At 65.9% G+C, this 22,948-nt stretch carries 19 protein-coding genes; 13 read left to right on the top strand and 6 right to left on the bottom strand.

The genetic code is table 11. The features are described from left to right. Positions 1-34: 34 nt before the first annotated feature. From G8760_RS19635 to G8760_RS19645, 3 genes are all read left to right on the top strand, one after another. Positions 35-214, top strand: a complete 180-nt coding sequence (locus G8760_RS19635; RefSeq protein WP_207782528.1) for a hypothetical protein — start codon at positions 35-37, stop codon at positions 212-214. A gap of 162 nt (positions 215-376) precedes the next feature. Next, a complete protein-coding gene (locus G8760_RS19640) occupies positions 377-769 on the top strand; it encodes a hypothetical protein (RefSeq protein ID WP_166354316.1) in 393 nt (130 codons plus the stop codon). 111 nt (positions 770-880) lie between these two features. Next, positions 881-2,023: a DUF429 domain-containing protein gene (locus G8760_RS19645; protein ID WP_166354318.1), complete on the top strand. Its 1,143-nt coding sequence runs from the start codon at positions 881-883 to the stop codon at positions 2,021-2,023. 34 nt (positions 2,024-2,057) lie between these two features. On the opposite strand, the gene G8760_RS19650 is transcribed toward G8760_RS19645, so the two are convergent. From G8760_RS19650 to G8760_RS19665, 4 genes are all read right to left on the bottom strand, one after another. After that, the gene (locus tag G8760_RS19650) at positions 2,058-3,620 is read right to left on the bottom strand and encodes a serine hydrolase domain-containing protein (RefSeq protein WP_166354320.1); all 1,563 of its coding nucleotides are present in this window, start codon (positions 3,618-3,620) and stop codon (positions 2,058-2,060) included. 206 nt (positions 3,621-3,826) lie between these two features. Beyond that, the gene (locus G8760_RS19655; protein WP_166354322.1) at positions 3,827-4,378 is read right to left on the bottom strand and encodes an insulinase family protein; all 552 of its coding nucleotides are present in this window, start codon (positions 4,376-4,378) and stop codon (positions 3,827-3,829) included. A 209-nt stretch (positions 4,379-4,587) separates the two neighbouring features. Then, positions 4,588-5,460 carry an LLM class flavin-dependent oxidoreductase gene (locus G8760_RS19660; protein WP_166354324.1) on the bottom strand — a complete coding sequence of 291 codons (873 nt, stop codon included), beginning with the start codon at positions 5,458-5,460 and terminating at the stop codon, positions 4,588-4,590. A gap of 4 nt (positions 5,461-5,464) precedes the next feature. Then, complete coding sequence (locus tag G8760_RS19665) at positions 5,465-5,614, bottom strand: hypothetical protein (protein ID WP_166354326.1); 150 nt, start codon at positions 5,612-5,614, stop codon at positions 5,465-5,467. Positions 5,615-5,947: 333 nt separating this feature from the next. Between G8760_RS19665 and G8760_RS29945 the strand changes: the two genes are divergently transcribed. The 3 genes from G8760_RS29945 (at position 5,948) to G8760_RS19680 (ending at position 7,743) form a co-directional block, all read left to right on the top strand. After that, a complete protein-coding gene (locus G8760_RS29945; protein WP_246222625.1) occupies positions 5,948-6,052 on the top strand; it encodes a helix-turn-helix transcriptional regulator in 105 nt (34 codons plus the stop codon). Between the two features lie 190 nt (positions 6,053-6,242). Next, positions 6,243-7,031, top strand: a complete 789-nt coding sequence (locus G8760_RS19675; RefSeq protein WP_166354328.1) for an SDR family oxidoreductase — start codon at positions 6,243-6,245, stop codon at positions 7,029-7,031. A gap of 16 nt (positions 7,032-7,047) precedes the next feature. Then, on the top strand, positions 7,048-7,743 hold the full coding sequence (locus G8760_RS19680; RefSeq protein ID WP_166354330.1) for a TetR/AcrR family transcriptional regulator: 696 nt from the start codon (positions 7,048-7,050) through the stop codon (positions 7,741-7,743). Positions 7,744-7,894: 151 nt separating this feature from the next. Here the strand turns inward: G8760_RS19680 and G8760_RS19685 are convergent, their stop codons facing one another. Next, a complete protein-coding gene (locus G8760_RS19685; protein ID WP_166354332.1) occupies positions 7,895-9,103 on the bottom strand; it encodes an ROK family protein in 1,209 nt (402 codons plus the stop codon). Between the two features lie 109 nt (positions 9,104-9,212). On the opposite strand from G8760_RS19685, the gene G8760_RS19690 reads away from it, so the two are divergent. The 7 genes from G8760_RS19690 (at position 9,213) to G8760_RS19720 (ending at position 21,348) form a co-directional block, all read left to right on the top strand. After that, positions 9,213-10,355: a Gfo/Idh/MocA family protein gene (locus G8760_RS19690; protein ID WP_166354334.1), complete on the top strand. Its 1,143-nt coding sequence runs from the start codon at positions 9,213-9,215 to the stop codon at positions 10,353-10,355. A gap of 8 nt (positions 10,356-10,363) precedes the next feature. Then, positions 10,364-11,911, top strand: coding sequence for an ATP-binding cassette domain-containing protein (locus G8760_RS19695; RefSeq protein ID WP_166354621.1), 1,548 nt, complete (start codon positions 10,364-10,366; stop codon positions 11,909-11,911). Beyond that, positions 11,908-13,047, top strand: a complete 1,140-nt coding sequence (locus tag G8760_RS19700) for an ABC transporter permease (protein WP_166354336.1) — start codon at positions 11,908-11,910, stop codon at positions 13,045-13,047. Before G8760_RS19695 ends, G8760_RS19700 begins: the two co-directional genes overlap by 4 nt. After that, positions 13,044-14,090 (top strand): ABC transporter permease, encoded by a 1,047-nt coding sequence (locus G8760_RS19705; protein WP_166354338.1) that lies wholly within the window; start codon positions 13,044-13,046, stop codon positions 14,088-14,090. The genes G8760_RS19700 and G8760_RS19705 overlap by 4 nt, the downstream gene beginning before the upstream one ends. 12 nt (positions 14,091-14,102) lie before the next feature. Next, positions 14,103-15,386 carry a substrate-binding domain-containing protein gene (locus G8760_RS19710; protein ID WP_166354340.1) on the top strand — a complete coding sequence of 428 codons (1,284 nt, stop codon included), beginning with the start codon at positions 14,103-14,105 and terminating at the stop codon, positions 15,384-15,386. Between the two features lie 28 nt (positions 15,387-15,414). After that, positions 15,415-16,269 carry a sugar phosphate isomerase/epimerase family protein gene (locus G8760_RS19715; RefSeq protein WP_207782531.1) on the top strand — a complete coding sequence of 285 codons (855 nt, stop codon included), beginning with the start codon at positions 15,415-15,417 and terminating at the stop codon, positions 16,267-16,269. A gap of 114 nt (positions 16,270-16,383) precedes the next feature. Beyond that, a complete protein-coding gene (locus tag G8760_RS19720; RefSeq protein ID WP_166354344.1) occupies positions 16,384-21,348 on the top strand; it encodes a ThuA domain-containing protein in 4,965 nt (1,654 codons plus the stop codon). A gap of 170 nt (positions 21,349-21,518) precedes the next feature. On the opposite strand, the gene G8760_RS19725 is transcribed toward G8760_RS19720, so the two are convergent. Next, complete coding sequence (locus G8760_RS19725; RefSeq protein ID WP_166354346.1) at positions 21,519-22,772, bottom strand: ROK family transcriptional regulator; 1,254 nt, start codon at positions 22,770-22,772, stop codon at positions 21,519-21,521. Positions 22,773-22,948: the final 176 nt, after the last annotated feature.

Below are 22,948 nucleotides of genomic sequence, written 5' to 3' on the forward strand. Positions count from 1 at the left end.
CCTTATCCGAGCGAGTTTCGTGACGACGTAGTGCGTGCTGCGCAGCCGCGAGCCTGGAGTGACGATCGGGCAGATCGCCCGTGACTTCGGTGTTCATCTGATGACGCTGGAGAAGGGGCTGTGGCTTGCCGGTGTCGAGCACGGCGTCAAGCCCGGCCAGACGCGCAGCGCAGATTGTGTGGTACGCATGCTAAGCCTGGTTCGGGAGCTGTGAGGAGGCTCGTTGCAAAGAAGTAGCGGCTTCGTGGGCTGTTGGCTTGTTATCGCAGCGACAGCCTGTGGCTGCGGACTGTCGACCGGGCCGTCTGAAGGCGGTCCACTTCGGCTGGGTGAAGACTCTAGTCGCACCTGCATTCCGTCGGCGTCGGGGCAAATTGTGACCTTTGGCTACAACGTGCTGACCAATGAGTCGGATGCCGACATCGAGCTTCGAGCAGTGGAGATCGACGATCCTGTCAATGTCGAGCTCGTCCACGCGCTCGTTACACCGACGGATATGGAGACGATTGGGGTGTGGGCGGAGTGGCCACCGCCGTACGGCGAGGACGACTTGATGTGGTCCGGGCGCGAAGAAGCTGCAGGCGCAACTATCGGGCCAGGCGAAGAACGAGGTTTGGTACTTGGCCTCGAGCCGACGACTGCGGACGAGGTCGGCCGTTCATCGGCGATACGTGTAACCTACGTTGACGATCGAGGCCGCGAGTTCGTGGCTGTAGCAACGACCGGAATTCTCGTCGCGTCCGGGCGCGACACCTGTGCAGACCTCTGAAGCACTGACCGGACTGTTCCGCAGTCGCCGAGGCCGAGTGTCGACGGCGCTTGTCCTTCGGTCCGGCCGGCCAGGCCTCGGGGATCGGCGGTATTCGGCTAGGGTTCGGTCGTGGCCTCGCCGTCGCCGAGCTTCGTCGGTATCGACTTGGCTTGGGGCCCCAGGGCACGGACAGGCATGGCCGTGGTGGACGATGCTGGCCGATTGGTTCATTCCGGTGCTGTCCGGACTAACGACGACATCGATGGGTGGCTGCGAACGTTCGCGAGCGGGGTCGTTGTCGCGGCGGTCGATGCGCCGTTGATCGTGCCGAACGAGACGGGACAGCGACGATGTGAGACGGAGATCTCTCGAGCGTTCTGGCGTTACAAGATCGGCGCGCACTCCTCCAATCGAAGCCGCGCCGAGTTCAATCCTCCGCGTGCGGCGACTCTCGCGGACCGATGTGGCTGGTTGGTGGACCCTGCCCAGCGTGGGAGTGTCAATGCGCCGGTGTGCATTGAGGTCTACCCGCATCCGGCGATGGTTGGACTGTTTGGTCTCGCCGAGCGGATCATCTACAAGTCGGGGCCCTCCCGGGCCGAAGGCTTCGCCCAGTTGGTGCGGCACTTCGCCTCGATCGGTGAGTTGTGTTTGAGTGAGCATCCACGATGGGCGGAACTGTCTCACATTGTCGCGGATCCGAAACCCGGCGACGTGACCCGCATTGAGGATGAGCTGGACGCTATCTTCTGCGCGCACTTGGCATGGCTCTGGCACCACCGCCCGGACAGCCTGCAGGTCTATGGCTCGCTCGAGGATGGCTACATCGTCGCGCCACCGCCACCGCTGACCATGCCGGAACCGCCGGCCGACGACGTTTCGGGGCAGGCGTCGCCCGTATCGACGGCCAAGACCGCCATTGCCGTTGATGTCGTTGGTCGGCCTACGGGTTTCGCGGCCGAAGACAATGAGCAGCGTTGGAAGGCTGCGGTGCGAACGGCGTGCGCGGGTAGGACCGTTTCGCGGTCGAGCCGGGGCGGTATCGATGTCGAGTATCGCCTTGATCCCAGCCAGGTCGGCGACAACGCACCAGACCTCGACAATCTCCTCAAGGCGACGATCGACGCACTCGACGAGGTCCTCGGCCACCGGCCAGGGACGTTTGGCCGCCCGCAGGCCGATGACGATCGCGTCGATCGCATCGTGGCGTCCAAGCGAGTCGCCCGGCCAGGCGAGCCCCCGGGTGCCCGTCTGCTCATCTTTGAACTGTGACGACGGCCGGCGGTCACCCGGATCTGGATCGGCCTCACGGCTTCTCGAGTCCCCTGGGCACACCGATGAGATCGGTGCCGTCGGGCTGGCGGACAAACCGCAACGTGTGGACGCCGTGTCCACTCAGCAGCAGGTCGTCGCCCTCGCGCCGGAGTGCTGCGGGACCGGCACGGAAGGTGTTGTCCGGGCCTGGTTCGAGCTGACCAGCGATCTCGAGGCCGAGGCGAAATCTCCCATCCGCGTGGATGATCGCGAGGATGCCGAGTTCAGCGTCGAGGTAGGTGCCAGTCGGTGCGGCGGCGGACGGATCCGGTGCTGCGCACCGTTCGTACGTCATGTCGCGACCCGGCCTCATCCTGGTACTCACGCGCAGCAGGTCACCATCGAAGTGGAGCTGCAGGCCGTCGTCGGGGTCGTCGCCGTGCCAGCTGCCATCGGTCGCAAGCGTGAAGCGCCCCCTCTGGAGTCCAGACAGGGTCAGGGTTCCGTCGGCCTCGGCGGCGAGTTGCACCGAATGACCGGAATCGCGCATGATCCACCAGCCGTCAACGGCCTGCGCTGCTGTTGTGTCGTCGACACGGACGGGCGCGGGGGCGTCGGGGATCTCCGCGGCGATCCTGGCGACCTTCTGCGCGATCACGCCGGGATTCACGGCGGAGTTGTTCGAGAGGACGACGACGCCGAGATCGTGATCGGGGAAGTAGTAGAGCTGCGACCGGTATCCGACGACTGCGCCAGCGTGGCCGATGACACGCTCGCTACCGAGGGCCGCATGATAGAGGCCATACGTGTACGGGCCGACGCTCCCGTCGGGGAACGTCGGATTGCCACCGAACAGGGCGTCACGGATGTCCTGGCCGAGAACGTCGCCGGTCCGCAGAAAGCGGAACCAAGGGCCCAGCTCGCTCACGCTGGTGGCGAGTCCGCCGTCACCGACCGCGCACTCCTCGCTGTCGGCTCTGCGGAAACCGTCGCCGACGCTCTCGTAGCCATATGCGAACTGTGGCAGTACCGCCCTGCTGTCCTCTCGGAACGCCGTGTGGCTCATCCCCAGCGGTGCGAAGATGCGCTCGGTGGCGAACTCGCCGAGAGTGCGTCCGGTGAGGCGATGTACCAGGGAGGCCACGAGCACGTAACCGGTGTTGGAGTAGCTGAATTCGGAGCCGGGAGCGAAGTTGAGGGTTTCCAGGCCCGAGATGAACGCGAGAGCCTGGTCCTGCGTGATCCTGGTGAGGGGTCGACCGGCGATCTCGGCCAGCGCTAGCCATTCCGGCAGCCCACCGGTGTGCAACAGGCACTGAGCGATGGTGACCGGCGTCGTCAGACGCAGCTCAGGCAGATGGGAGCGGATGTCGTCCCCGAGGTCGAGGAGCCCGTCGCGGGCGAGCAGCAGTACCGCGGTGGCGGTGAAGTGTTTGCTCGTCGACGCGATGTCGAAGCGCGTGTGCTCGTCGATCGGCACCCCGAATTCCACCGAGGCGAGCCCGGCAGCCGCGTGGCCGACCAGGGAGCCTCCTCGGTAGACGCCGACGGCGAGACCCGGACCGGTGGGGGCGGAGGAGCGAATGACGAGCTGAGCGATGGCGGTGCTGTCCATGTCGGAAGTCTGCCGAACGGGAACACCTCCTGCCTCGTCGGGAGCGGCAAAGTGGGAGCGTCCGGTTTGGCCTCCGCGACACCTGGCGTCGGCCGCAGTGGTCGCTGAGCAAGGCGAGCCAGCCCCTTCAAGAGTGCTGATTCAGATGTCAGCCGGATGCTCCTGGCTGGTCGCTCGTACCCCGTTGCTCCCTCAGGACATCGTGATCACGGGCAGGTTTCGTGACGCCGTGGGCTGCCGTCTGGGGTTGGCTGAGTGACGGTGGAGGGTTTTCGGTGTGACAGGGGAGGGTTCTCCTCGCTATAGAGCCTGTTGTTTTTTGGGAAGGGTGGCTGGTCGATGGTGTGGCGTTTGCCGTCGGCGATGAGCCGGTCGGGGCCCGCAGCGGTGAGGTTGTCATCGCAGTCGTAGCCGGCGTCGGCGATGATGGTTCCCACCTGGCGCAGGTCCTCGCGGCCGGTGCGGTCGGCGAGGGCCTGAGCGGTGGCACTGACCTCGTTCATAGCCGGGATGAGCTGTTCGACGTCGTTGGCGTCGGTGGTGGCGCGGACGGTGAAGATGGACCCGTCGTCGCTGTTGGTGATCTGGCAGTTGTAGCCCTGGATCCAGCCGTTGCGGGTCTTGAGCAGCCGCGAGTCGGGGTCGGTCAGGTTCGCCGTGTACCGCTCGCCGCTGGTGGTTTCGTCCGTGCTGGCGGCCTGGTTGTTGGTCGCTGCCGCGGCTTGGCCGGCCTCGTAGGCGGCGCGGGCTTTGCGCACGTGGCTGCGCTCATCCGGCGGGAGCGGGTCCGTGCCGGTGTAGGACCGTTGCGCGCGACGCGCCCGGAGGTCGGCGAGACCATTCGATATTCAGATGCGGATGAACATCTGGACGATCGCCCTGCCGCCACTGTCATCGGCAGACCTGGCACTGCCAACTACTGCCAATCAGCGGGAAGCGGCGGAGCAGAGGCCGCGATGGGGCGTTCTCAGTCCGGATCGAGACCGAGCAACCGCTTGGTAGCTGGCACCACTTCCGCGCCGAACCGGTGGAGCTGCTCGCCCGGGCTTCCGCCGAACACGAGCAGGTCGGCCCGGTGCTCGGTGACCAGGACCGCCAGTTCATCGGCCCATTGCCGCACCGGACCACGCAGGTATCCCGCAGACGACCCTTCGGTGATCTCGCCGGCGACGTTGAACACCCGGCGAATGGACGACGGGTCGCGGCCCGCGTCCGCGGCGGACTGGTCGATGCGGTCGTTCATCTCGGGGAGACGATCGAGCACGCCCTCGTCCAGCGACGGCACCCAGCCGTCCGCGATCCGTCCCAGCTGCCGCAACGACCGTGGGCCCATCGCGCCGACCCAGATGGCGATGTCATGCGCCGCCGGTGGCCCGGAGTGGACCCCGCGCAGATGGTAGTAATCACCCTCGAAGCGCAACCCCCGCTCACCGCTCCAGATCCGGCGGATCACCTCGATGCCCTCGGCCAGCTGGTCCACCGACTCACCGGCCGTGCGGCGCTCACCGCCGTAGCCGTCGATGGCATCCCAGAAGGCGCCGGCTCCCAGGCCCAGCTCGAAGCGGCCACCGGACAGCGCGTCCAGCGACGCCGCCGACTTCGCCAGCACGGCGGGCGGCCGCAGCGGCAGGCAGGCGACGTCCGGGAAGACCTTGAGCGTCGTCGTCGTTGCCAGAATGGCGCTCATCAGTGCGAACGTGTCGTGGAAGCGCCGCTGGTAGGGGTGATCCTGAATGCCGACGTACTCCAACCCGAGCCGCTCGGCGTCCCGGGCGTGATCCAGCAGTGGCTCGGCGGCGTTGGGTACCAGGAAATACCCGAAACTCGGCGCATGAGGCATACGGTCACCGTATAGGGGACCGGGTTCTCAGATCGAGGGTCACCACCTTGGCTGCCGCGTTCTGCCAGTTGTAGAGCGTGAGCTCCGGGACGTAGCGGCGCAACCAGTCGAACGCCCGCCGCGACGAGGCGGCCGGTCCAGCACTGCGAGACACCGTATGTGCGGGCGACCTCGGGCTGGGACGAGCCGGCGAGAACGGCCGTGATGACCATGCGTCGCTTCGACACAACCCAGCGTCGGACTCGAAGGTGCGACGACGTCGTCAGCCATGCCGATGACCCGAGACACACCTATGCCGACGTCCTGAGACACCCCATTCCGATGTCGCGAGACCGCACACTGTCATCCCGACCGATCGGTCCTGGTCAACCACGGGTTGCCAGGACCTTTCTGGTAGGGGATGTGACAAGCCCATCGAAAACCCCCTCGCGACGCACAACACGCTTCGGCGTCGTCGAATCCGTGGGGCCTGGAACCGCTGTTGGATGTGGCCGAGCTGGCGGAGTATCTGGGTGTGCCGGTGTCGACGGTGTACGACTGGCGCACCCACGGCAAGGGCCCGCGCGGGCACCGGTTCGGCGAGCGGGTGTGAAGTTCGCGGTGTCGGACGTGCAGGCGTGGATCGAGCAGCGGCGAGACCCGGAACCTCCGCGCACGTCGGATGCGGGGTGGGCCGATCAGCAGGATCGAGTCCTCCACCCGACGCCCGCCCACTCCAATCATAGACCGACTGTCGGTCTATGATTGGAGCGTGGTGGCTTGTTCGATGGCGAGGAGTTGCGATGAGAGTGTTGATCACGGGAGGAACCGGGGTCCTCGGACGGGAGCTGACGAGTCGGCTCCGCGATCACGCGGAGGTGCGGATCTTGAGTCGCTCGCACCGCTCTGAGCAGGGGTTCGTGCAAGGCGACCTGGAAACCGGCGAGGGTCTAGCCGAGGCCACCGCGGGGGTGGACGTGATCGCGCACCTGGCAAGCGCGGCGGACTACCGGCGGCCGCAGCGCGATGTGAAGCAGACCCGCCGACTCGTGGCGACCCTGACCAGCGCGCGCCCGCACCTGGTGTACGCCTCGATCGTCGGCGTCGACAAAGTACCGATTGGGTTCTTCCGGGCGAAGCTGGAGTCCGAGCGGGTGATCGAGGCGTCTGGGATGCCGTGGACGGTGGTGCGGGCGACCGAGTTCCACGACCTCATTCTGCGGTACCTGAGGCCGATGGCGAAGGGACCGGTGGCCGTCGTCCCCAGACGGGCGATACTTCAGCCGGTCGAGGTCGGTGAGGTCGCCGACCGGCTCGCGGAGCTCGTCATCGGTCCACCCGTGGGTCGGGCGCGCGACCTCGGCGGACCTCAGGTCGAGACGATGGAGGAGCTGATGCGCACGTACCTGGAGGTCGCGGGCCGCCGTCGTCGGGTGCTCGCGATCCCGTTGCCGGGCCGGCTCGGCGCCATGGCCGGCGTGGGCGGTTCCATGGTCGTCGCCGACGGCGATCGCGGCCGGCTGACCTTCGCGGAGCATCTTCGCGCCCGCGTCGCGACCGACGGCTCCATATCCCATCGCTACCACGACTGACGACGGGGCCGAAGGTATGGCACGCACGGTGGACGTGGCCGCTCACGAGAGGCGCCGCAACGAGTTCCTGGACGCCGCTCAGCGGCTCATCGAGTCCCGCGGATATGAGCGAATGAGCGTCCAGGACGTGCTGCACGAGACGGGCGCCTCGCGGGGAGCGTTCTATCACTACTTTCAGGCCAAGCAGGAACTCCTGTCGGCCGTGGTCGACCGGTTCGCCGACGGCATAGCTGCGTTGCTCGAGCCCATCGCGGCAGACTCGGCGCTGAGTCCGATGGACCAGTTACGCGGGGTCTTCGCCGAGCTCTCGGCACGCGGAGGCCGAGAGAACGACGAACTTCGGGCCACGCTGGGAGTCTGGTATTCGGACAGCAACGTCCTTGTCAGGCAGCGATTCCGCACGGCGATCATCGACCGGCTCGCCCGCCTGCTGACGCCCGTCGTTGCCCGGGGGGTACGGGAGGGCGTCTTCACGGTCCCTGACCCCGAGCAGGCCGGCCTGATCCTGGCCACCATGCTCCAAGACCTCAACGACGCACTCGCCGACCAGCTCTTCGTGCCCGGATCCACCCCTATCGCCCCCAGCGCCGTCGAACACATAGTTGCTGCCCATTCGTGGGCCCTGGAACGGATCCTCGGCCTGCCCGACGGCTCGACGGCACTTATCAACACGTCGGCGCTGCTGTCGGTGGCCGACGTTGGCCGCTCGTAAAGGCTTCCGGGGTTTGAGAATCACCCACAGCATCGCCGACGCCCACCGGCGTGTAAACGTAGTGTCCTGCACGTCGAGCGCCCAGGCGCACGCTTCGCAGGACGCTACGTGAGCGTTGCTCGCGTGACCGCTGGACCAGCAACAAGGGAGGTCAGATCAGGGAATCCACCTGAGCGGGGGACAGTGCGTGGTCGATGACCATGACTGCGGCACCGATAATGCCGGCACGGTCGCCGGTGTGTGATTCGACGATCCGCAAGTGCTGTGTGGCGAGTGGAAGTGAGCGCCGATAGACCACCTCGCGGATTCCGGCGACGAGTTGCTCACCGGCCAAGGAAAGGGAGCCGCCGACGACAATCAACGACGGGTTGAACAGGCTGACGGCCGCGGCGAGCACGTCGCCGATGTCCCTGCCGGCCTGGCGCAGGAGCTGGAGGGCCTGGAGCGAGCCGGCCTTGGCGAGTGCGGCGACGTCGCGGCTGGAGCTGGCGTCGATGCCCCGTTCGCTTAGTTGTGCTGCGATGGCGGCACCGCTGGCGACCGCCTCGAGGCAGCCCTCGTTGCCGCAGTGGCATGGGACGTTGGCGCCACGCGGTACCTGCACATGCCCCATGTCCCCGGCGGCTCCCTGTGCGCCTCGATGTAGTCGGCCATCGCTGATCAGGCCGCTGCCGATGCCGGTAGCCACTTTGACCAGCATCATGTGCGGCGAGTTGCTCCAGTGGCTGAAGTGTTCGCCGAGGGCCATGATGTTCACGTCGTTGTCAACGAGGACGGCGACACCGAATACGTCGCGGAGGTAGCCTTGCACGTCGTAGCCGTCCCAGCCTGGCATGATGGGCGGGTTGACCGGGCGGCCCGTCGAGTGCTCCACCGGTCCGGGTAGGCCGATCCCGACCCCTAGCAGCTGGGGAAGGCGGCCGGATTCTTCGAGTAGCCGTAGTCCGCTGGTTGCGACCCAGTCGAGGACCTTCTCCGGACCTGTGGTCACGTCGAGTTTCGTGCGAGCCTCAGCCAAGGTGGTGCCGGCGAGGTCGGTGACGGCGAGCCGGGTGTGAGTGGCGCCGATGTCGGCGGCGAGGACAACCCGGGCGCTGGGGTTGAAGGTGAACTGGGTGGGTGGGCGCCCGCCCGTGGAGGCGGCCTTGCTCGCGGGGCCGATGAGGTTGCTGTTCAGCAGGGCGTCCACCCGCTGGGTGATGGTGGATCGGGCCAATCCGGTCTCAGTAGCAAGCTGGGCCCGGGTACGTGGCAGTCCGTCTCTTAGTAGCTGGAGCAGCATGCCGGCGCCGGGGGTGCCCCTGGCGGCTACAGCGGCCGCCAGGGGCTGTTTTGCTGTTTCATGGACGCTTTCGAGCATGGAACTAGTGAAACATGCGCGTGTTCATCACGCGATCTGTTCATTATTCGGTAACAGGTGGGCAACTTTTGCTTGACGAAGGATCAAAAGTGCCTTTACGGTCCTCTGCATGAGTAGGACGCAGATCACAGAGGACGACGTTGCCCGTCTGCGTACCAGCCCGACACCCACCTATCGGGCCGCCATCGTTGGTACTGGATTCATGGGCCGGGTCCATGCGCAAGCCGTCCATACGGCCGGGGGACGCGTCGTCGGGATCGTCGGATCAAGTGTTGACCAGGCCAAGACAGCCTTGCCAGAGATGTACTCCGACCTGGCTTTTAGCTCACTGAACGAGGCACTGGAGTCGCAGCACGTCGACGTCGTCCACGTATGTACACCGAACCACCTGCATGAATCAGTGGTCCTCGCGGCGGTCGACGCCGGTAAACACGTTGTCTGCGAGAAGCCCCTGTCCACCTCCGCGGAATCCGCCGCATTGATGACAGCCGCGGCCAGAGATGCACAGCGGGTAGCGACGGTGCCATTCGTCTATCGATTTCATCCGATGGTCCGCGAGGCACGCGAGAGGGTGCGGGCCGGTGACATCGGTACCGTGTTCCTCGCCCACGGCGGGTACCTCCAGGATTGGCTGCTGCGTCCCAGCGATGACAACTGGCGCGTCGATCCAAGCCTCGGCGGCCCCACCCGCGCGTTCGGTGATATCGGGTCGCACTGGTGTGACCTCCTGGAGTTCGTCACCGGAGACCGGATCGTTCAAGTGTCGGCGCAGCTGTCGACGGTGAACGAGCATCGTGGTGACGGCGCTCCCCGCCTGGTGTCGACCGAGGACATCGTCGTCGTCCAGTTCACCACCGCCGCCGGCGTCATTGGGTCCGTGGTGATCAGCCAGGTATCCGCTGGGCGTAAGAACCGCCTCGTACTGGAGATTTCCGGCTCCACGTCATCGCTTGCGTTCGATCAGGAGAACGCCGAATTCCTGTGGCGCGGCGGCCGGGCGAGCAGCAGTGTGCTGGTCCGTGATCCGGAGACTCTGACCCCCGCCGCCGCCCGCTATGCGCGTATTCCGTCCGGCCATCCGCAGGGTTATCAGGATTGTTTCAATTCGTTCGTCTCCGATACGCGTTCCGCGATGGGCGGGAGCTGGCCGGACGGCTTGCCTACCTTCGACGATGGTCTGCGCGCCGCGAAGATCGCCGACGCGGTCGTCGCTTCCGCACGTGAGCACACCTGGGTGGAGGTGGGGATGTGAGCGCGAACCTGGCCAGTGAACCCGCGGAAGGCAGACCCGTCGACGGCACGGCCACCGATCAGCCGTTGGTGCGGGTACGTGGGATCGACAAATCTTTCCTCGGCGTGCAGGTGCTGTTCGGGATCGATCTCGACGTACGTGCCGGTGAGGTACATGCGCTGGTCGGGGAGAACGGTGCCGGCAAATCGACGCTGATGAAGATCCTGGCCGGGGTCTATCAGCCGGACAACGGGCGGATCGAACTCGATGGACAGGAGGTCCGGTTCGAGCATCCATTACAGGCGCAGCACGCCGGAGTGTCCACGGTTTTCCAGGAGTTCAACCTGCTGCCGGAACGTACGGTGGCGGAGAACGTGTTCCTTGGCCGCGAGCCCAGGACACGTGGCCTGGTCGACGCCGCCCGCATGAATGCCGACACCGCTGCCCTTCTGGCTGATCTGGGGTTGTCGTGGCTGACCCCACAGACTCGGGTGCACTCGCTCTCGGTCGCTGGCCAGCAGATCGTCGAGATCGTCAAAGCGCTTTCCTACGACGCCCGGATCATCTCCATGGATGAGCCCACCGCCGCGTTGGCCGACGAAGAAGTGGACGTGCTCTACCGGCTGATCGGCACCTTGCGCGAGCGTGGAGTGGCCGTCCTGTACGTGTCGCACCGGCTGAAAGAGATCTTCGACCTGTCCGATCGAGTGACGATCCTTAAGGACGGTTCGCTGGTCGACACCGTCGACACGACGCAGATCACCTCCGACGAGCTGGTCAAGCTCATGGTCGGCCGGCCGATCTCGAGCTTCTTCCCGGACCGGCTGGATGGCACCACCGTCGGCGACGTCCAACTGCAGATCCGGGGCGGCGGTAATACCCAGCTCGACGGAATCGATCTGGACCTCCGGGCAGGTGAAATCACCGCGCTCGCCGGACTGCAGGGCAGCGGGCGAACCGAGATCGCCCAGGCACTGTTCGGGATCGACCGCTTCACCCGAGGTGAGGTGCGCCTGGACGGGCGCCCGGTGAACATCCGCTCGCCGCGGCAGGCGGTCCGGGCGGGCCTGGCACTGGTCACCGAAGACCGGAAGGCCGAGGGTTTGGTGCTGAACCAGTCGGTGCTGGCCAACGCGCGGTTGGTACTCGACGCGGTGACACCCAGGCAGGCGGCGCGGGGCGCCCGGAGGGTGCCCGGCATCTTGTCGTCGCTGGACCTCGTCGCCCGCGGCAACAACCAAGAGGTGCGCTTTCTGTCCGGCGGCAATCAGCAGAAGGTAGTGCTGGCCAAGTGGCTGGCTACCGAGCCGTCGGTGATGCTCCTCGACGAACCGACCCGAGGTATCGACGTCGGCGCCAAACAACGTGTGTACACGCTCATGCGGGAACTCGCCGCCAACGGCGTGGCGATCTTGATGATCTCGTCGGAACTACCCGAAGTGATCGGCATGGCCGACCGGATCGTCGTCCTCAAAGACGGCCGCATCGTGGGCGAGCTGCCCGCTGGGGCCGACGAAGAATCCGTCATGGGCCTAGCCACCGGTCACACGGAAGAATCGGGGGAGCGGGAGCGATGACCCAGAGCGTCGACGTATCGCAGCGTCCAGCCAGGTCTACCTGGCGTCTTGGGCCGACCGAGTTGGTCTTCGTGGCCTTGTTCGCCATCCTGGCGATCAGCGCGGTTCTTGTCGGAATGCGCGGATCGAACCTGTTCAGCACCGGCAACCTCGTCGACATGTTGACCAGGTCCAGCCTCTTAGGGTTCATCGCGATCGGCCAGACATTCGCCATCCTGTGCCGCTCCCTCGACCTCTCCGTCGGCTACGTCGTGGCGCTGACCAGCTTGATCGCGGCGACGACGATGGCGGGGCAAGCCGACCGGATCGTTTTGGGCGTAGTGGCCGTGTTGGTGATTTCCGCGTTGATCGGACTGGCGAACGGTCTGATCATCACGGTGCTGAAGGTCAACCCGTTCATCACCACACTGGGCATGGGGCTGATCATCAAGGGTTATCTGGACACCCAGTACCAGGGGCCGGCCGGAGACGTGCCGAGAGAGTTCCAGCAGTTCGGTTACACCCGCCTGGGGTTTCTTCCGTTGTCAACCGCGGTGATGCTGGTCATCGCGGTGGCGGGAATCCTGTTCCTGCGTAAGAGCCGCACCGGATACCACATGTTCGCGGTAGGTGGTAACGCCGAGGTCGCGAGGATGTCGGGGATCCGGACCGGCCGGGTGATGATCACCGCCCACGTGTTGTGCTCGTTGTGTGCGGGTATGGCGGGCCTCCTCATCGCCGCCCGCTTCGGAACCGGAAGTTCGCTCGTCTACAACAGCCTGTACGAGCTCGACTCCATCGCGGCCGTGGTGCTGGGCGGGACTCTGTTGCTCGGTGGGCGAGGCGGCATCGCCGGGACCATCGGCGGCGTGCTGATCCTCGCCGTACTGGACACGGTGTTCAACATCATGCAGGTGGACCCGTTCTTCAAGGACGTACTTCGGGGTGTGATCATCATCGCCGCCGTCGCCATCTACGCCCGTCGCCAGCTTGATCGCCGGGCTCGAAGAGATCGGTTCAACGGCGACGGCGGAGGCGGGGGCGGGGCCGGCCGCGATGACGGCGGCGGAGGCGGGAGCGATCCGCCGGTGCCGCCAGCCACACCCGTCCCGGCGGGTTCAGGTACGGCCCGGACCGCACAAGGGGGCGACACATGACGAATGTGACGCTCACCCGGCGCGGCGACCAAGCCCGCACGGCTGCCGGCCGGCTGTTCGGCGGCGGTAGCGGCACCGTGTTCGCGCTGCTCCTATTGATCTGTGTGGTCATTTCTTTCGTCAACGTGACCTTCTTCGAGCCGCCGTCGTTGATGGCGTTCGCCAAGACCGTGGCGCCTTTGGTGCTGCTGGCCATCGGCCAGTACTTCGTCATCGTCTCCGGCGAGCTTGATCTTTCGGTGGGATCGCTCGTTGGCGCCCAGGTGGTTATCGCTGCCCGGCTCATCGATGGGGAAGAGAGCCGTACCATTCCGGTGCTGCTTCTAATGATCGCCTTTGGTGCCCTCGTGGGGTTGATCAACGGACTGATCACCACGCTGCTCAAGGTGCAGTCGTTGATCACGACGCTCGGGATGATGCTCGTCCTGTTCGGCGCGGTCCGGCTCTGGACGGGAGGAGCCCCCACCGGTGCGTTGTCGGAGGCATTCCGGCAGCCTGGGCGTGGTGGGATCGACCTACCGGTGGTGCGCCAACTGCCGTGGGCGCTAGTCATTCTGGTGGTGTTCGTTGTCGCCGCGATCGCGTTGATGCGCAGCTCATACGGTAAGACGCTGATCGCCACTGGCGACAACGAACGTGCCGCGGCCTATTCCGGGGCCCGGGTGTGGCAGGTGCGCACCACCGCCTTCGTTCTGTCCAGTGTCATGGCCACGTTCGCCGCCGTACTCATCGGCGGATTCGCCGGTGTGACGGCGCAAGTGGGACAGGGACTGGAGTTCTCGGCTATCACGGCGGTGGTCCTGGGCGGGGTGGTGTTGGGTGGCGGCCGCGGCACCGTCATCGGCGCGATGGGTGGTGCGCTCACTCTCCAGGCGCTGTTCACCCTGTTCAACCAGCTGGCCTTGCCATCAACCATCAGACCGGCAGCTCAAGGCGTGATCATCATCGCCGCGGTTGCCTATGCCGCACGGGAGCGGTCCCGTCCCGTCGCGTCTACCGAACCAGCCCTTTCCCGAGATAGCGAGAGTCGTTCCACAACCTAGAGGAGGCACCAGATGCGCAAGTCCCGCGTATTACTAGCCGGCGCCGCGGCAGTGGCACTGGCATTGTCCGCCTGTTCAACAGACGATCCGGACGACGCGGCCGACCCGGGGGATGACGTCGCCGCTGAGGCCGACGCCGACGCCGGCGACGACGAACCGGACGACGACGCCGGTGATGGCGATGCCGACGACGCCGGCGATGACGACCAGCGCGAGGACGACGACTGGTTCGTCCGCGCCGACTACGAGCGGCAGCTGGCGCAGCGTGACATAGAACCCGAGGGCCCGGCGGATCAGCCGTGGCTGCAGGCGATCGACCCCGACTGGACCGACACGTCGGAGTTCGCGGCGGAGACCGGCGACAACACCTTGTGTTTCTCCAACGCCTCGGTCAGCAACCCGTGGCGGGTGACGGGGTGGATCACGATGCAGCAGCAGGTGGAGGTCTACCAGGACAGCGGTGACATCGGTGAGTTCCGCGTCTCCGACGCCGCGGATGATGACAACCAGCAGATCTCGGACATCCAGACCTTCATCGATGCTGGCGACTGCGATGCGTTGATCATCTCCCCATCGACGACCGCCACCCTTACGCCAGCGGTCCAGGCCGCCTGTGACAGCGGCGTTCCGGTGATCGTGTTCGACCGCGGTGTCAACACCGACTGCATGGTGACCTTCATCCATCCGATCGGCGGATACGCCTACGGTGCCGACGCGGCGGAGTTCCTCGTTGACAACCTGGAGCCAGGGGCGTCGGTCCTGGCGCTACGCATTCTGCCCGGAGTTGATGTCCTCGAGCACCGCTGGGCGGCTGCTCAGGAGATCTTCGGTGCTAGTGAGCTGAACGTGCTGGGCTTTGAGTTCACCGGCGGAGATGGCGCACAGATCAAGGATCAAGTCACGCAGTACCTGCAGCGAGGCAACGTCGACGGCATCTGGATGGACGCCGGTGACGGCTCCGTCGCCGCCATCGAGGCGTTTGAGGACACCGGAAACGACTACCCGGTGATCGCGGGTGAGGACGAGCTGAGCTTCATGCGCAAGTGGCAGGAGACCGGACTCACCGCCGTCGCGCCGGTGTACTCGAACTTCCAATGGCGTACGCCGGTCGAAGCGGCCGTCAAGATCTGGAACGGCGAAGAAGTACCCAGCGAGTGGGTGCTGCCTCAGGAGCCGATCACCGAAGCGGATCGCGACGAGTTCCTCGACCGCAATGCCGACATGCCAAGCCTGCACTACGCCAAGTTCGGGGGCGAGGACCTGCCGGGCTTCCCGGACGTGTGGCAGGACCGGTAGCGAGCGCTGGATGGCCAGGAGGGCAAGCGTGACGAGGAAGCTTGGTGTCAACACGTGGGTATGGACGTCCCCGCTGACCGACCAGCGGCTGGCCGAACTGGCTCCGCGGATCGCCGAGTGGGGGTTCGACGTCATCGAGTTGCCGGTGGAGAACGCCGGTGACTGGCACCCGGATCGCGCCGCCAAGCTCCTGGACTCCCTCGGCTTGTCCGCCAGCGTCGTCCTGGTCATGGGACAGGGTCGTGAGCTGGTGGCGGCCGACCGGGGAACGGTCGCCACCACTCGCGACTACCTATGTCACGTGATCGACGTCGCGGTTGCCGTGGGCTCGCCGGTGATCGCTGGTCCGGCTTACACCTCCGTTGGCCGGACCTGGCGAATGGACGCCGCTGACCGCGGCAAGTGTTATGCCGAGCTGCGCGACGGACTGGCGCCGGTGGTCGATCACGCGATCCAGGCAGGTGTAAGCGTTGCCATCGAGCCACTCAATCGATACGAGACCAGCCTGATCAACACCGTCGACCAAGCACTCGAAGCCCTCGACGGACTGCCGGTCGCGGGCTGTGGGCTGGCGTTGGACGTTTACCACATGAATATCGAAGAGCGCGATGTACCGGCGGCGATCCGGCGCGCGTCGGGACGGATCGCGCACGTCCAGGTATGCGCCAACGACCGGGGGGCACCCGGGGCGGACCATCTGGACTGGCCGGGCATCGTGGCCGCGATCGACGCCGCGGAGTACAAGGGGCCGCTGGTCATCGAATCCTTCACCGCGGAGAACGAGACCATCGCGACCGCGGCGTCGATCTGGCGGCCCCTAGCCGCGAGTCAAGATGCGCTCGCCGTCGAAGGCCTGTCGTTTCTGAAGGGAGTGATGCGCTAGCCGTCACCGGACTTGGACCGCCGGCCTGCATTCCGTGCGGGCTTCGACCACATCAGAAGCTCTTGAGAGATCGCCGGTCGGTTATGCCCGGGGTCTCGGCTTGGAGGGACTTGCATGAACGTGGCCCGACATCGATGGTGGAAACGGCCGCTGGCCGGCACCGTCACCGCAGCACTGGGGTTGTCGCTACTTGCTACCGCCCAGTCGGTGGCGCACGAGCATCCGGACGAGCACGACCAGCACGGCGAAGCACACGTATTGATCTTTACCGCGACGGCCGCGGGACCGTGGCACGATCACGCGATCGAGTACGGCACACCGATCGTGCAGAACGCGCTCGAAGACGTGGGCATCACGTCGGTGGCGACGGACGACCCTGCCATCTTCACCGACGAAGACCTCGCCCAGTTCGACGGCCTGGTGATGTTCCACACCAACGGCGACCCGTGGAACGACGAGCAGAAGGCCGCCATGGAGCGGTATCAACAGGCCGGCAACGGCATCGCCGCGGTCCACAACGCCACCGACATGCGTGGCAACTACCAGTGGTGGGACGATCTCGTCGGCACGCTGATGCCTGGGCATGCCGACAACAACCCGGCCGAAAACGGTCTCCAAGCGACCGTGCAGGTGGAAGACAGCACACACCCGTCGACGGCGCACCTCGAAGGCTTCGAGTGGGTCCGCAATGACGAGTGGTACAACTTCTCCACCAACGTCCGCGGCGACGCGCACGTCCTCTTGTCGATCGACGAGACCACATACAACCCCGGGCAGCACGCCATGGGTTACGACCACCCGCTCGCCTGGTGCAAGATGTACGACGGCGGCCGGGCCTGGGCCACGGCACTCGGACACTTCCCCGCGCACTACGACGAGCCGGAAGTGGTCCAGCACATGGTCGGCGGCATCCAATGGATCGCCGGCGCTGCCGAAGGCGACTGCGGCGGTACGGTGTGGGACTCGTTCGACAAGGTGTCGCTCGACACCGACACCAGCGCACCATTCGGTATGGACATCGCCCCGGACGGGCGGGTGTTCTTCACCGAGCTGGTCCGCGGCCAGATCCGGGTGTTCAACCCGGAGACACACACCACCACCACCGCGCTCACCATTCCGGTCTACTCCGGCGGTGAGGACGGCATGAAGTCGATTGTGCTCGACCCGGACTTCGAGGAGAACGGCTGGCTGTACGTCTACTACGCGCCGGTCAGCAATCAGTCGGTCTACGTCAACCGGCTCTCGCGATTCACCGTTGGGGAAGGTAACGTCATCGACCCCGATTCCGAATCGGTGGTCATCGAGATTCCCAAGCAGCGCTTCGATCAGCCGGGGCACACCGGCGGTGGGCTGGGCTTCGACCCGGACGGCAACCTGTTGCTATCGGTGGGCGACGACATCAACCCGCATACCGAACCGTCGCCGTCGTCGGCCCCGTTGTCGACCATTGAGGGGACCTTCCACGACGCGCGGGAGACCTCGGCGAACACCGCTGACCTGCGGGGTAAGCTGCTGCGGATCACGCCGCAGCCCGACGGCGGGTACACCGTGCCGGACGGCAACATGTTCAACAGTGGCCGGTTCGACGACCTGTTCCCGGACGGGGTCTACGACCCTGAGCTGGCGCTGCCCGAGATCTATGCGATGGGCTTCCGCAACCCGTTCCGGTTCGCGGTGGACCCGGTGACCGGACACATCGGTCTGGCGGACTACGGGCCGGACTGCAACAACCTGAACAACTGCGGCAACTACGGCCCGACGGGGATGGTCTCGTGGGCACTGATCACCGAGCCGGGTAACTACGGCTGGCCGATGTGCCACGGCGACAAACGGCCCTACCGCGACGTGGACTACACCACGAACCCGCGCACCTTCGGCGAGCTGTTCGACTGTGACAACCCGGTCAACGACTCACCGCGGAACACCGGCCTGCAAGAGCTGCCGCCGGTGGTCATGAACGACATGGTCTACGGCTACCAGATGTCCACCGTGCCGGAGATCATCCCGCAGGGCGGCGGGCTGGCGCCGATGGGCGGGCCGTTCTACCAGTTCGACCCGGACAACGAGTCGGAGACCAAGTTCCCCGAGTACTACAGCGGTAAGCCGTTCTACTACGAGTGGTCGAAGAACCGCCTGTACTCGATGATCGTCGACCACAACGCGGACGAGGGGGAGCGGCTACAGAAGATCAACCACTTCCTGCCACCTCCGGAGCAGCAGTGGCTGGCCCCCATCGAGCTGAAATTCGGCGCCGACGGCTCGTTGTACGTGCTCGAGTGGGGCGGCGGCTTCGGCCGGCACAACCCCGACTCCGGCCTGTACCGGATCGACTACGTGCCGGACGGCCGGTCGCCGATCGCGGTGGCCGAGGCGACGCCGGACTCCGGGCACAGCCCGCTGGAAGTGGAATTCTCCAGCGAGAAGAGCCACGACCCCGAAGGTGGCGAACTCACCTACGAGTGGGACTTCGAGAACGACGGTGAGACCGACACCACTGAGCCCAACCCCACCTACACCTACACAGAGGACGGCGTGTACAGCGCCCGGCTGACGGTGACCAACGAGAACGGCATGACCGGTGTCGCGGTGGCCACCATCACCGTCGGCAACACCCGGCCGGATGTCGAGTTCACCTGGCCACCGGACGGCGGGTTCTTCGAGTGGGGCGACGAGATCAGCTGGGATCTCAGCGTCAGTGACCCCGAGGACGAGGAGATCGTCGCGGAGAACGCGGTTGTCCAGCCGGCCATCGGCCATGACGACCACGCCCACTCATTCGATCCGATCCAAGGGCTGACCGGTTCGATCACGGCTGGGCTGAGTGGGCACTCGAGAACGGACAATGCGTTCTACGTACTCGACGGCCGCTACACCGATCAGGGCACTGACACCGCGCCGCCACTCGTGGGGTCGCAGACGGTGGTGCTGCAGCCGAAGTTCAAGCAGGCTGAGCACTTCACCTCCTCCGATGGCATCACCACGTCGAGCAACAACGACGTCGAGGCCGGCAACGAGGTCATCTCGGGCAGCGGCGGTGCATGGGCGGCGTACGACCCGGTGAACCTCACCAACATCGACTCGATCGCGCTGAGGGTGGCCTCGGCGGCCGGTGGCGCCGTCGAGCTGCGCCGGGACGCACCGGACGGCGACCTGCTCGGTACGGCCGAGGTTCCGGCCACCGGCGGGTTGTCTCGGTTCGTCGACGTCGCGGTGGAGCTCGACGACCCAGGGGAGACGTTCGTCCTCTACCTCGTCTTCCCGGACCCGTCGGACGTGCGGGTGAACTTCTTCGAGGCCGTGGGCAAGGGGATCTCACCGGAGTCCCGGCCGGAGGTCCGGATCACCTCACCTGACGGGAGCGAACAGCTCGAAGCAGGTGAGGTCGAGATCACGGCTGAGGCCAGCGACGCGGAGAACGAGATCACCCAGGTCGAGTTCTTCGTCGACGGCGACTCGATCGGCGTCGACGGGTCCGCGCCGTACACGGTCACGTGGAACGCCGAGGAGGAGAAAGTCTACCAGCTGACGGCGGTGGCGACCAATAACCTCGGTCTGACCACGACGTCGAGGATCGTGCGTGCTCAGGTGGGCGAGTTGTTCGGCGACTTCGAGACCTTCGCCAACACCACGGCGGAGTTCGAGCGGCTGGGCGGCAACCAGTGGGCCGTCACCGCCAACGGCGCGAACATGTGGCAGGCGACCGACCAGTACGGGTCGCTGTACTTGCCGTCGGCAGCGGGCACTCGCTGGGCCGCGACGGTCAAGATCGAGAGTCAGCAGAACACCAACAACTCGGCGAAGGCCGGTCTCATCGTCCGCAACGACGTCACGTCGCCCGGCACCTCGCCGGGATACGCGGCGATGACGATGCGGGCCGGAAACGCCTACGAGTGGCTGCGGGATACGACCGGCAACGGCCAGCTCAATGCCAGTGACGGCGGTGGGCAGCACGAGTATCCGGCGTGGGTGCGTATCGTCCGCGACGGAGACACCTACACCGCATACCGGAGTTCCGACGGGGAGAACTTCATCCAGGTCGGACCGTCCGAGGTGCTCCCCGGCGCCGCCGACATCCAGGACATCGGCATGGTGGTCACGGCGCACAACGCCAACCAGACCAGCCGGGCGGTGTTCTCGGACTTCGAGCTCGACCTTGACCCGCAGGACCCGGATGATCCGGATGATCCGGAGCTGGAGTGCCCGGACGACGACCCGGACGGCGGTGTGCGGGCACCATCGGACGAGTTCGACGGCGACGCGCTCGACGGCTGCCGCTGGAGTGTCTTGCGTACCGCCCCGGGCACGGAGGTCACCCAGGTGGACGGACAGCTCGTGCTGCCGGTCACCAACGGCGACATCAACGAGAGCGAGCCTGGCCCGATCAGCTACCTCGGCCAGCCGGCTCTCGAGGGTGAGTGGGAGATCGAGACCCGGCTCACGCTCGAGCACACTCGGGAATGGCAATATGGCGGCTTGATGCTGCACGCGGACGACGACAACTACGTCCGGGTGAGCTACACCGCCAGCTCGGCCACCAACCGGTTCCTCGAGTTCCAGTCCGAGACCAACGGTTCACGGACGTGGCACGCCAACAACGTCGCGGTCCCCGGTGACCCCGACACGGTGCACCTGCGCCTGGCCAGCGACGGCTCGGAACTCACCGCGGCTTACTCGGTTGATGGTGAGGACTGGACGGACCTGGACGGCGCGGCTGTGGTGAAGGAGGACGCCACGGTCGGCTTGGTCGCGGCAGGTGACACCGGCGCGATCGAGGTGGACGCCTACGTCGACTACTTCCGGGTAGCTGGCGAGGACGACGAGGACGTCACCTACGAGGCGGTGCAGGCCATCCTCGATGAGCTTCACGAGGAAGGTGCGGTTCAGCGGCGTTCGTACAACAAGCTGCGCACGCAGCTGTCCATCGCCGAGCGCGCGGCAAACCGGGGCAAGATCAGCGAGGCCGAGCAGGCTCTCGACCGGTTCATCTCGTTCGCCGAAGAGGTCGACGACGAGGAGGTCACGGCGCAGCTGATCGATCTGGCTGAAGCGCTACGCACGCAGCTCCACGCTAGTGGATGAGTGAGTAGCCGAGGGTCGTCCGGCTGTTCTGGATGGCCTGACTGTTGAGGATGGCCTGAGGGTCGTCGGACAACACGCCGGGGTCGGCATCGCATCTGTGTGGTGCCGACCCCCGGCGTTGGGTGGTGCGGCGACCCAGAGGCCGCACCGCACTAACCGGCTTCTTGAACTCAGGTGGTGTGAAGGAGGCTGTCGATGTGCTCGGGAGCCAGGACATGTTCGACCACCTCGACGGCGGCACCGATGACGCTGCCGCGTTCGCCGGTGTGTGAGCGGACTATCCGCAGGTGTTGGGTAGCGAGGGGGAGCGAGCGGCCGTATACGACCTCGCGCACACCGGCGAGTAAACCTTCTCCGGCTTCGGCGATGGGGCCGCCGATGACTATGACGGAGGGATTGAGGAGGCTGACGACGGAGGCGAGGACTTCGCCGAGAGTACGGCCGGCGTCACGGACAAGTGTCAACGTCTCGACCGAGCCCGAGCGGGCTAGCCGTACGACATCGTTGCTGGTCTCGGCCTCCACGCCCCGGGCTCGTAGTTTCGAGGCGATGGCGTCGCCGCTGGCCACGGCCTCGAGACAGCCGGTGTTGCCGCAGTGGCAGACCGCTTCCTCGCCGTGGGGGACGTTCAGGTGGCCGAGGTCACCGGCGGCGCCCTGAGCGCCGCGCCGAAGAGCGCCATCGATGATGATGCCGCTGCCTATGCCAGTGGCGACTTTGACGAAGACGAGGTTGTCGATATCCGGGTAGTTGCTGAAGTGTTCGCCGACCGCCATGATGTTGACGTCGTTGTCGACGACAACCGTCGTCAGCCCCAGCTCCGACTTCAGGTACGAGCGGACGTCGAAGCCGTCCCAACCGGGCATGATCGGGGGGCTGATCGGCCGGCCGGTGGCGTACTCGACCGGACCTGGCAGGCCGACACCGATACCGGCTACCTCGGATATGTCGCGGCCGACCTCTCGGATCAGTCGCTGGCCGTGTTCAACAACCCAGGCCAACACGTCCTGGGGGCCGCGGTCAACGCCGAGGTCGGCGCGGTGGTCGGTCAGAACGGTCGCACCGAGGTCTGTCACGGCGATGCGGGCATGGGTGGCGCCGATATCAGCGGCCAGCACGATACGTGCGGACGGATTGAATGCGAACTGTGCTGGTGGTCGACCTCCGGTTGACCTGGCCTCGCCGGCCGGCCCCACGAGCCGGCTGCTGAGCAGCGTGTCAACCCGCTGGGCAACAGTTGATCGCGCAAGACCAGTGGCGTCGGCTATCTCGGAGCGAGTGCGGGGGGCGCCGTCGCGGAGCATGCGTAGTAGCCACGCGGCGCCGGCTGACAACGATGGTTGTGCCACGGCTGCCCGCTGTGCATCGTCGACCGGAGGTACGCCGTCTGCGGTCGGCCACACGCTGTTGACCACGCTTCCCATTCAAGCACACCGGTTCTTGAAGCACGGGGAACGGTAGTCATATTACAGCTATACAACTTTTGCTTGACGTCTGTTGAAAGCCCCCATAGCGTCCAGTTTGAGGTCGTGGCCGCAGACCACGCCTAAGGCGCCACGGAGGTGCCGGGGTGGTGGTGGCCACGCACGAAGAGGAGGGC

Origin of the sequence: Phytoactinopolyspora limicola, from assembly GCF_011320225.1 — a bacterium.
Classification (GTDB): domain Bacteria; phylum Actinomycetota; class Actinomycetes; order Jiangellales; family Jiangellaceae; genus Phytoactinopolyspora; species Phytoactinopolyspora limicola.

What these genes read in the sequence shown, in the direction of transcription:
- G8760_RS19650 (WP_166354320.1), bottom strand. Translation starts at nt 3,620, where the DNA reads ATGGACAGCACCGCCATCGCTCAGCTCGTCATTCGCTCCTCCGCCCCC.
- G8760_RS19660 (WP_166354324.1), bottom strand. Translation starts at nt 5,460, where the DNA reads ATGCCTCATGCGCCGAGTTTCGGGTATTTCCTGGTACCCAACGCCGCC.
- G8760_RS19675 (WP_166354328.1), top strand. Translation starts at nt 6,243, where the DNA reads ATGAGAGTGTTGATCACGGGAGGAACCGGGGTCCTCGGACGGGAGCTG.
- G8760_RS19680 (WP_166354330.1), top strand. Translation starts at nt 7,048, where the DNA reads ATGGCACGCACGGTGGACGTGGCCGCTCACGAGAGGCGCCGCAACGAG.
- G8760_RS19685 (WP_166354332.1), bottom strand. Translation starts at nt 9,103, where the DNA reads ATGCTCGAAAGCGTCCATGAAACAGCAAAACAGCCCCTGGCGGCCGCT.
- G8760_RS19690 (WP_166354334.1), top strand. Translation starts at nt 9,213, where the DNA reads ATGAGTAGGACGCAGATCACAGAGGACGACGTTGCCCGTCTGCGTACC.
- G8760_RS19700 (WP_166354336.1), top strand. Translation starts at nt 11,908, where the DNA reads ATGACCCAGAGCGTCGACGTATCGCAGCGTCCAGCCAGGTCTACCTGG.
- G8760_RS19705 (WP_166354338.1), top strand. Translation starts at nt 13,044, where the DNA reads ATGACGAATGTGACGCTCACCCGGCGCGGCGACCAAGCCCGCACGGCT.
- G8760_RS19710 (WP_166354340.1), top strand. Translation starts at nt 14,103, where the DNA reads ATGCGCAAGTCCCGCGTATTACTAGCCGGCGCCGCGGCAGTGGCACTG.
- G8760_RS19720 (WP_166354344.1), top strand. Translation starts at nt 16,384, where the DNA reads ATGAACGTGGCCCGACATCGATGGTGGAAACGGCCGCTGGCCGGCACC.
- G8760_RS19725 (WP_166354346.1), bottom strand. Translation starts at nt 22,772, where the DNA reads ATGGGAAGCGTGGTCAACAGCGTGTGGCCGACCGCAGACGGCGTACCT.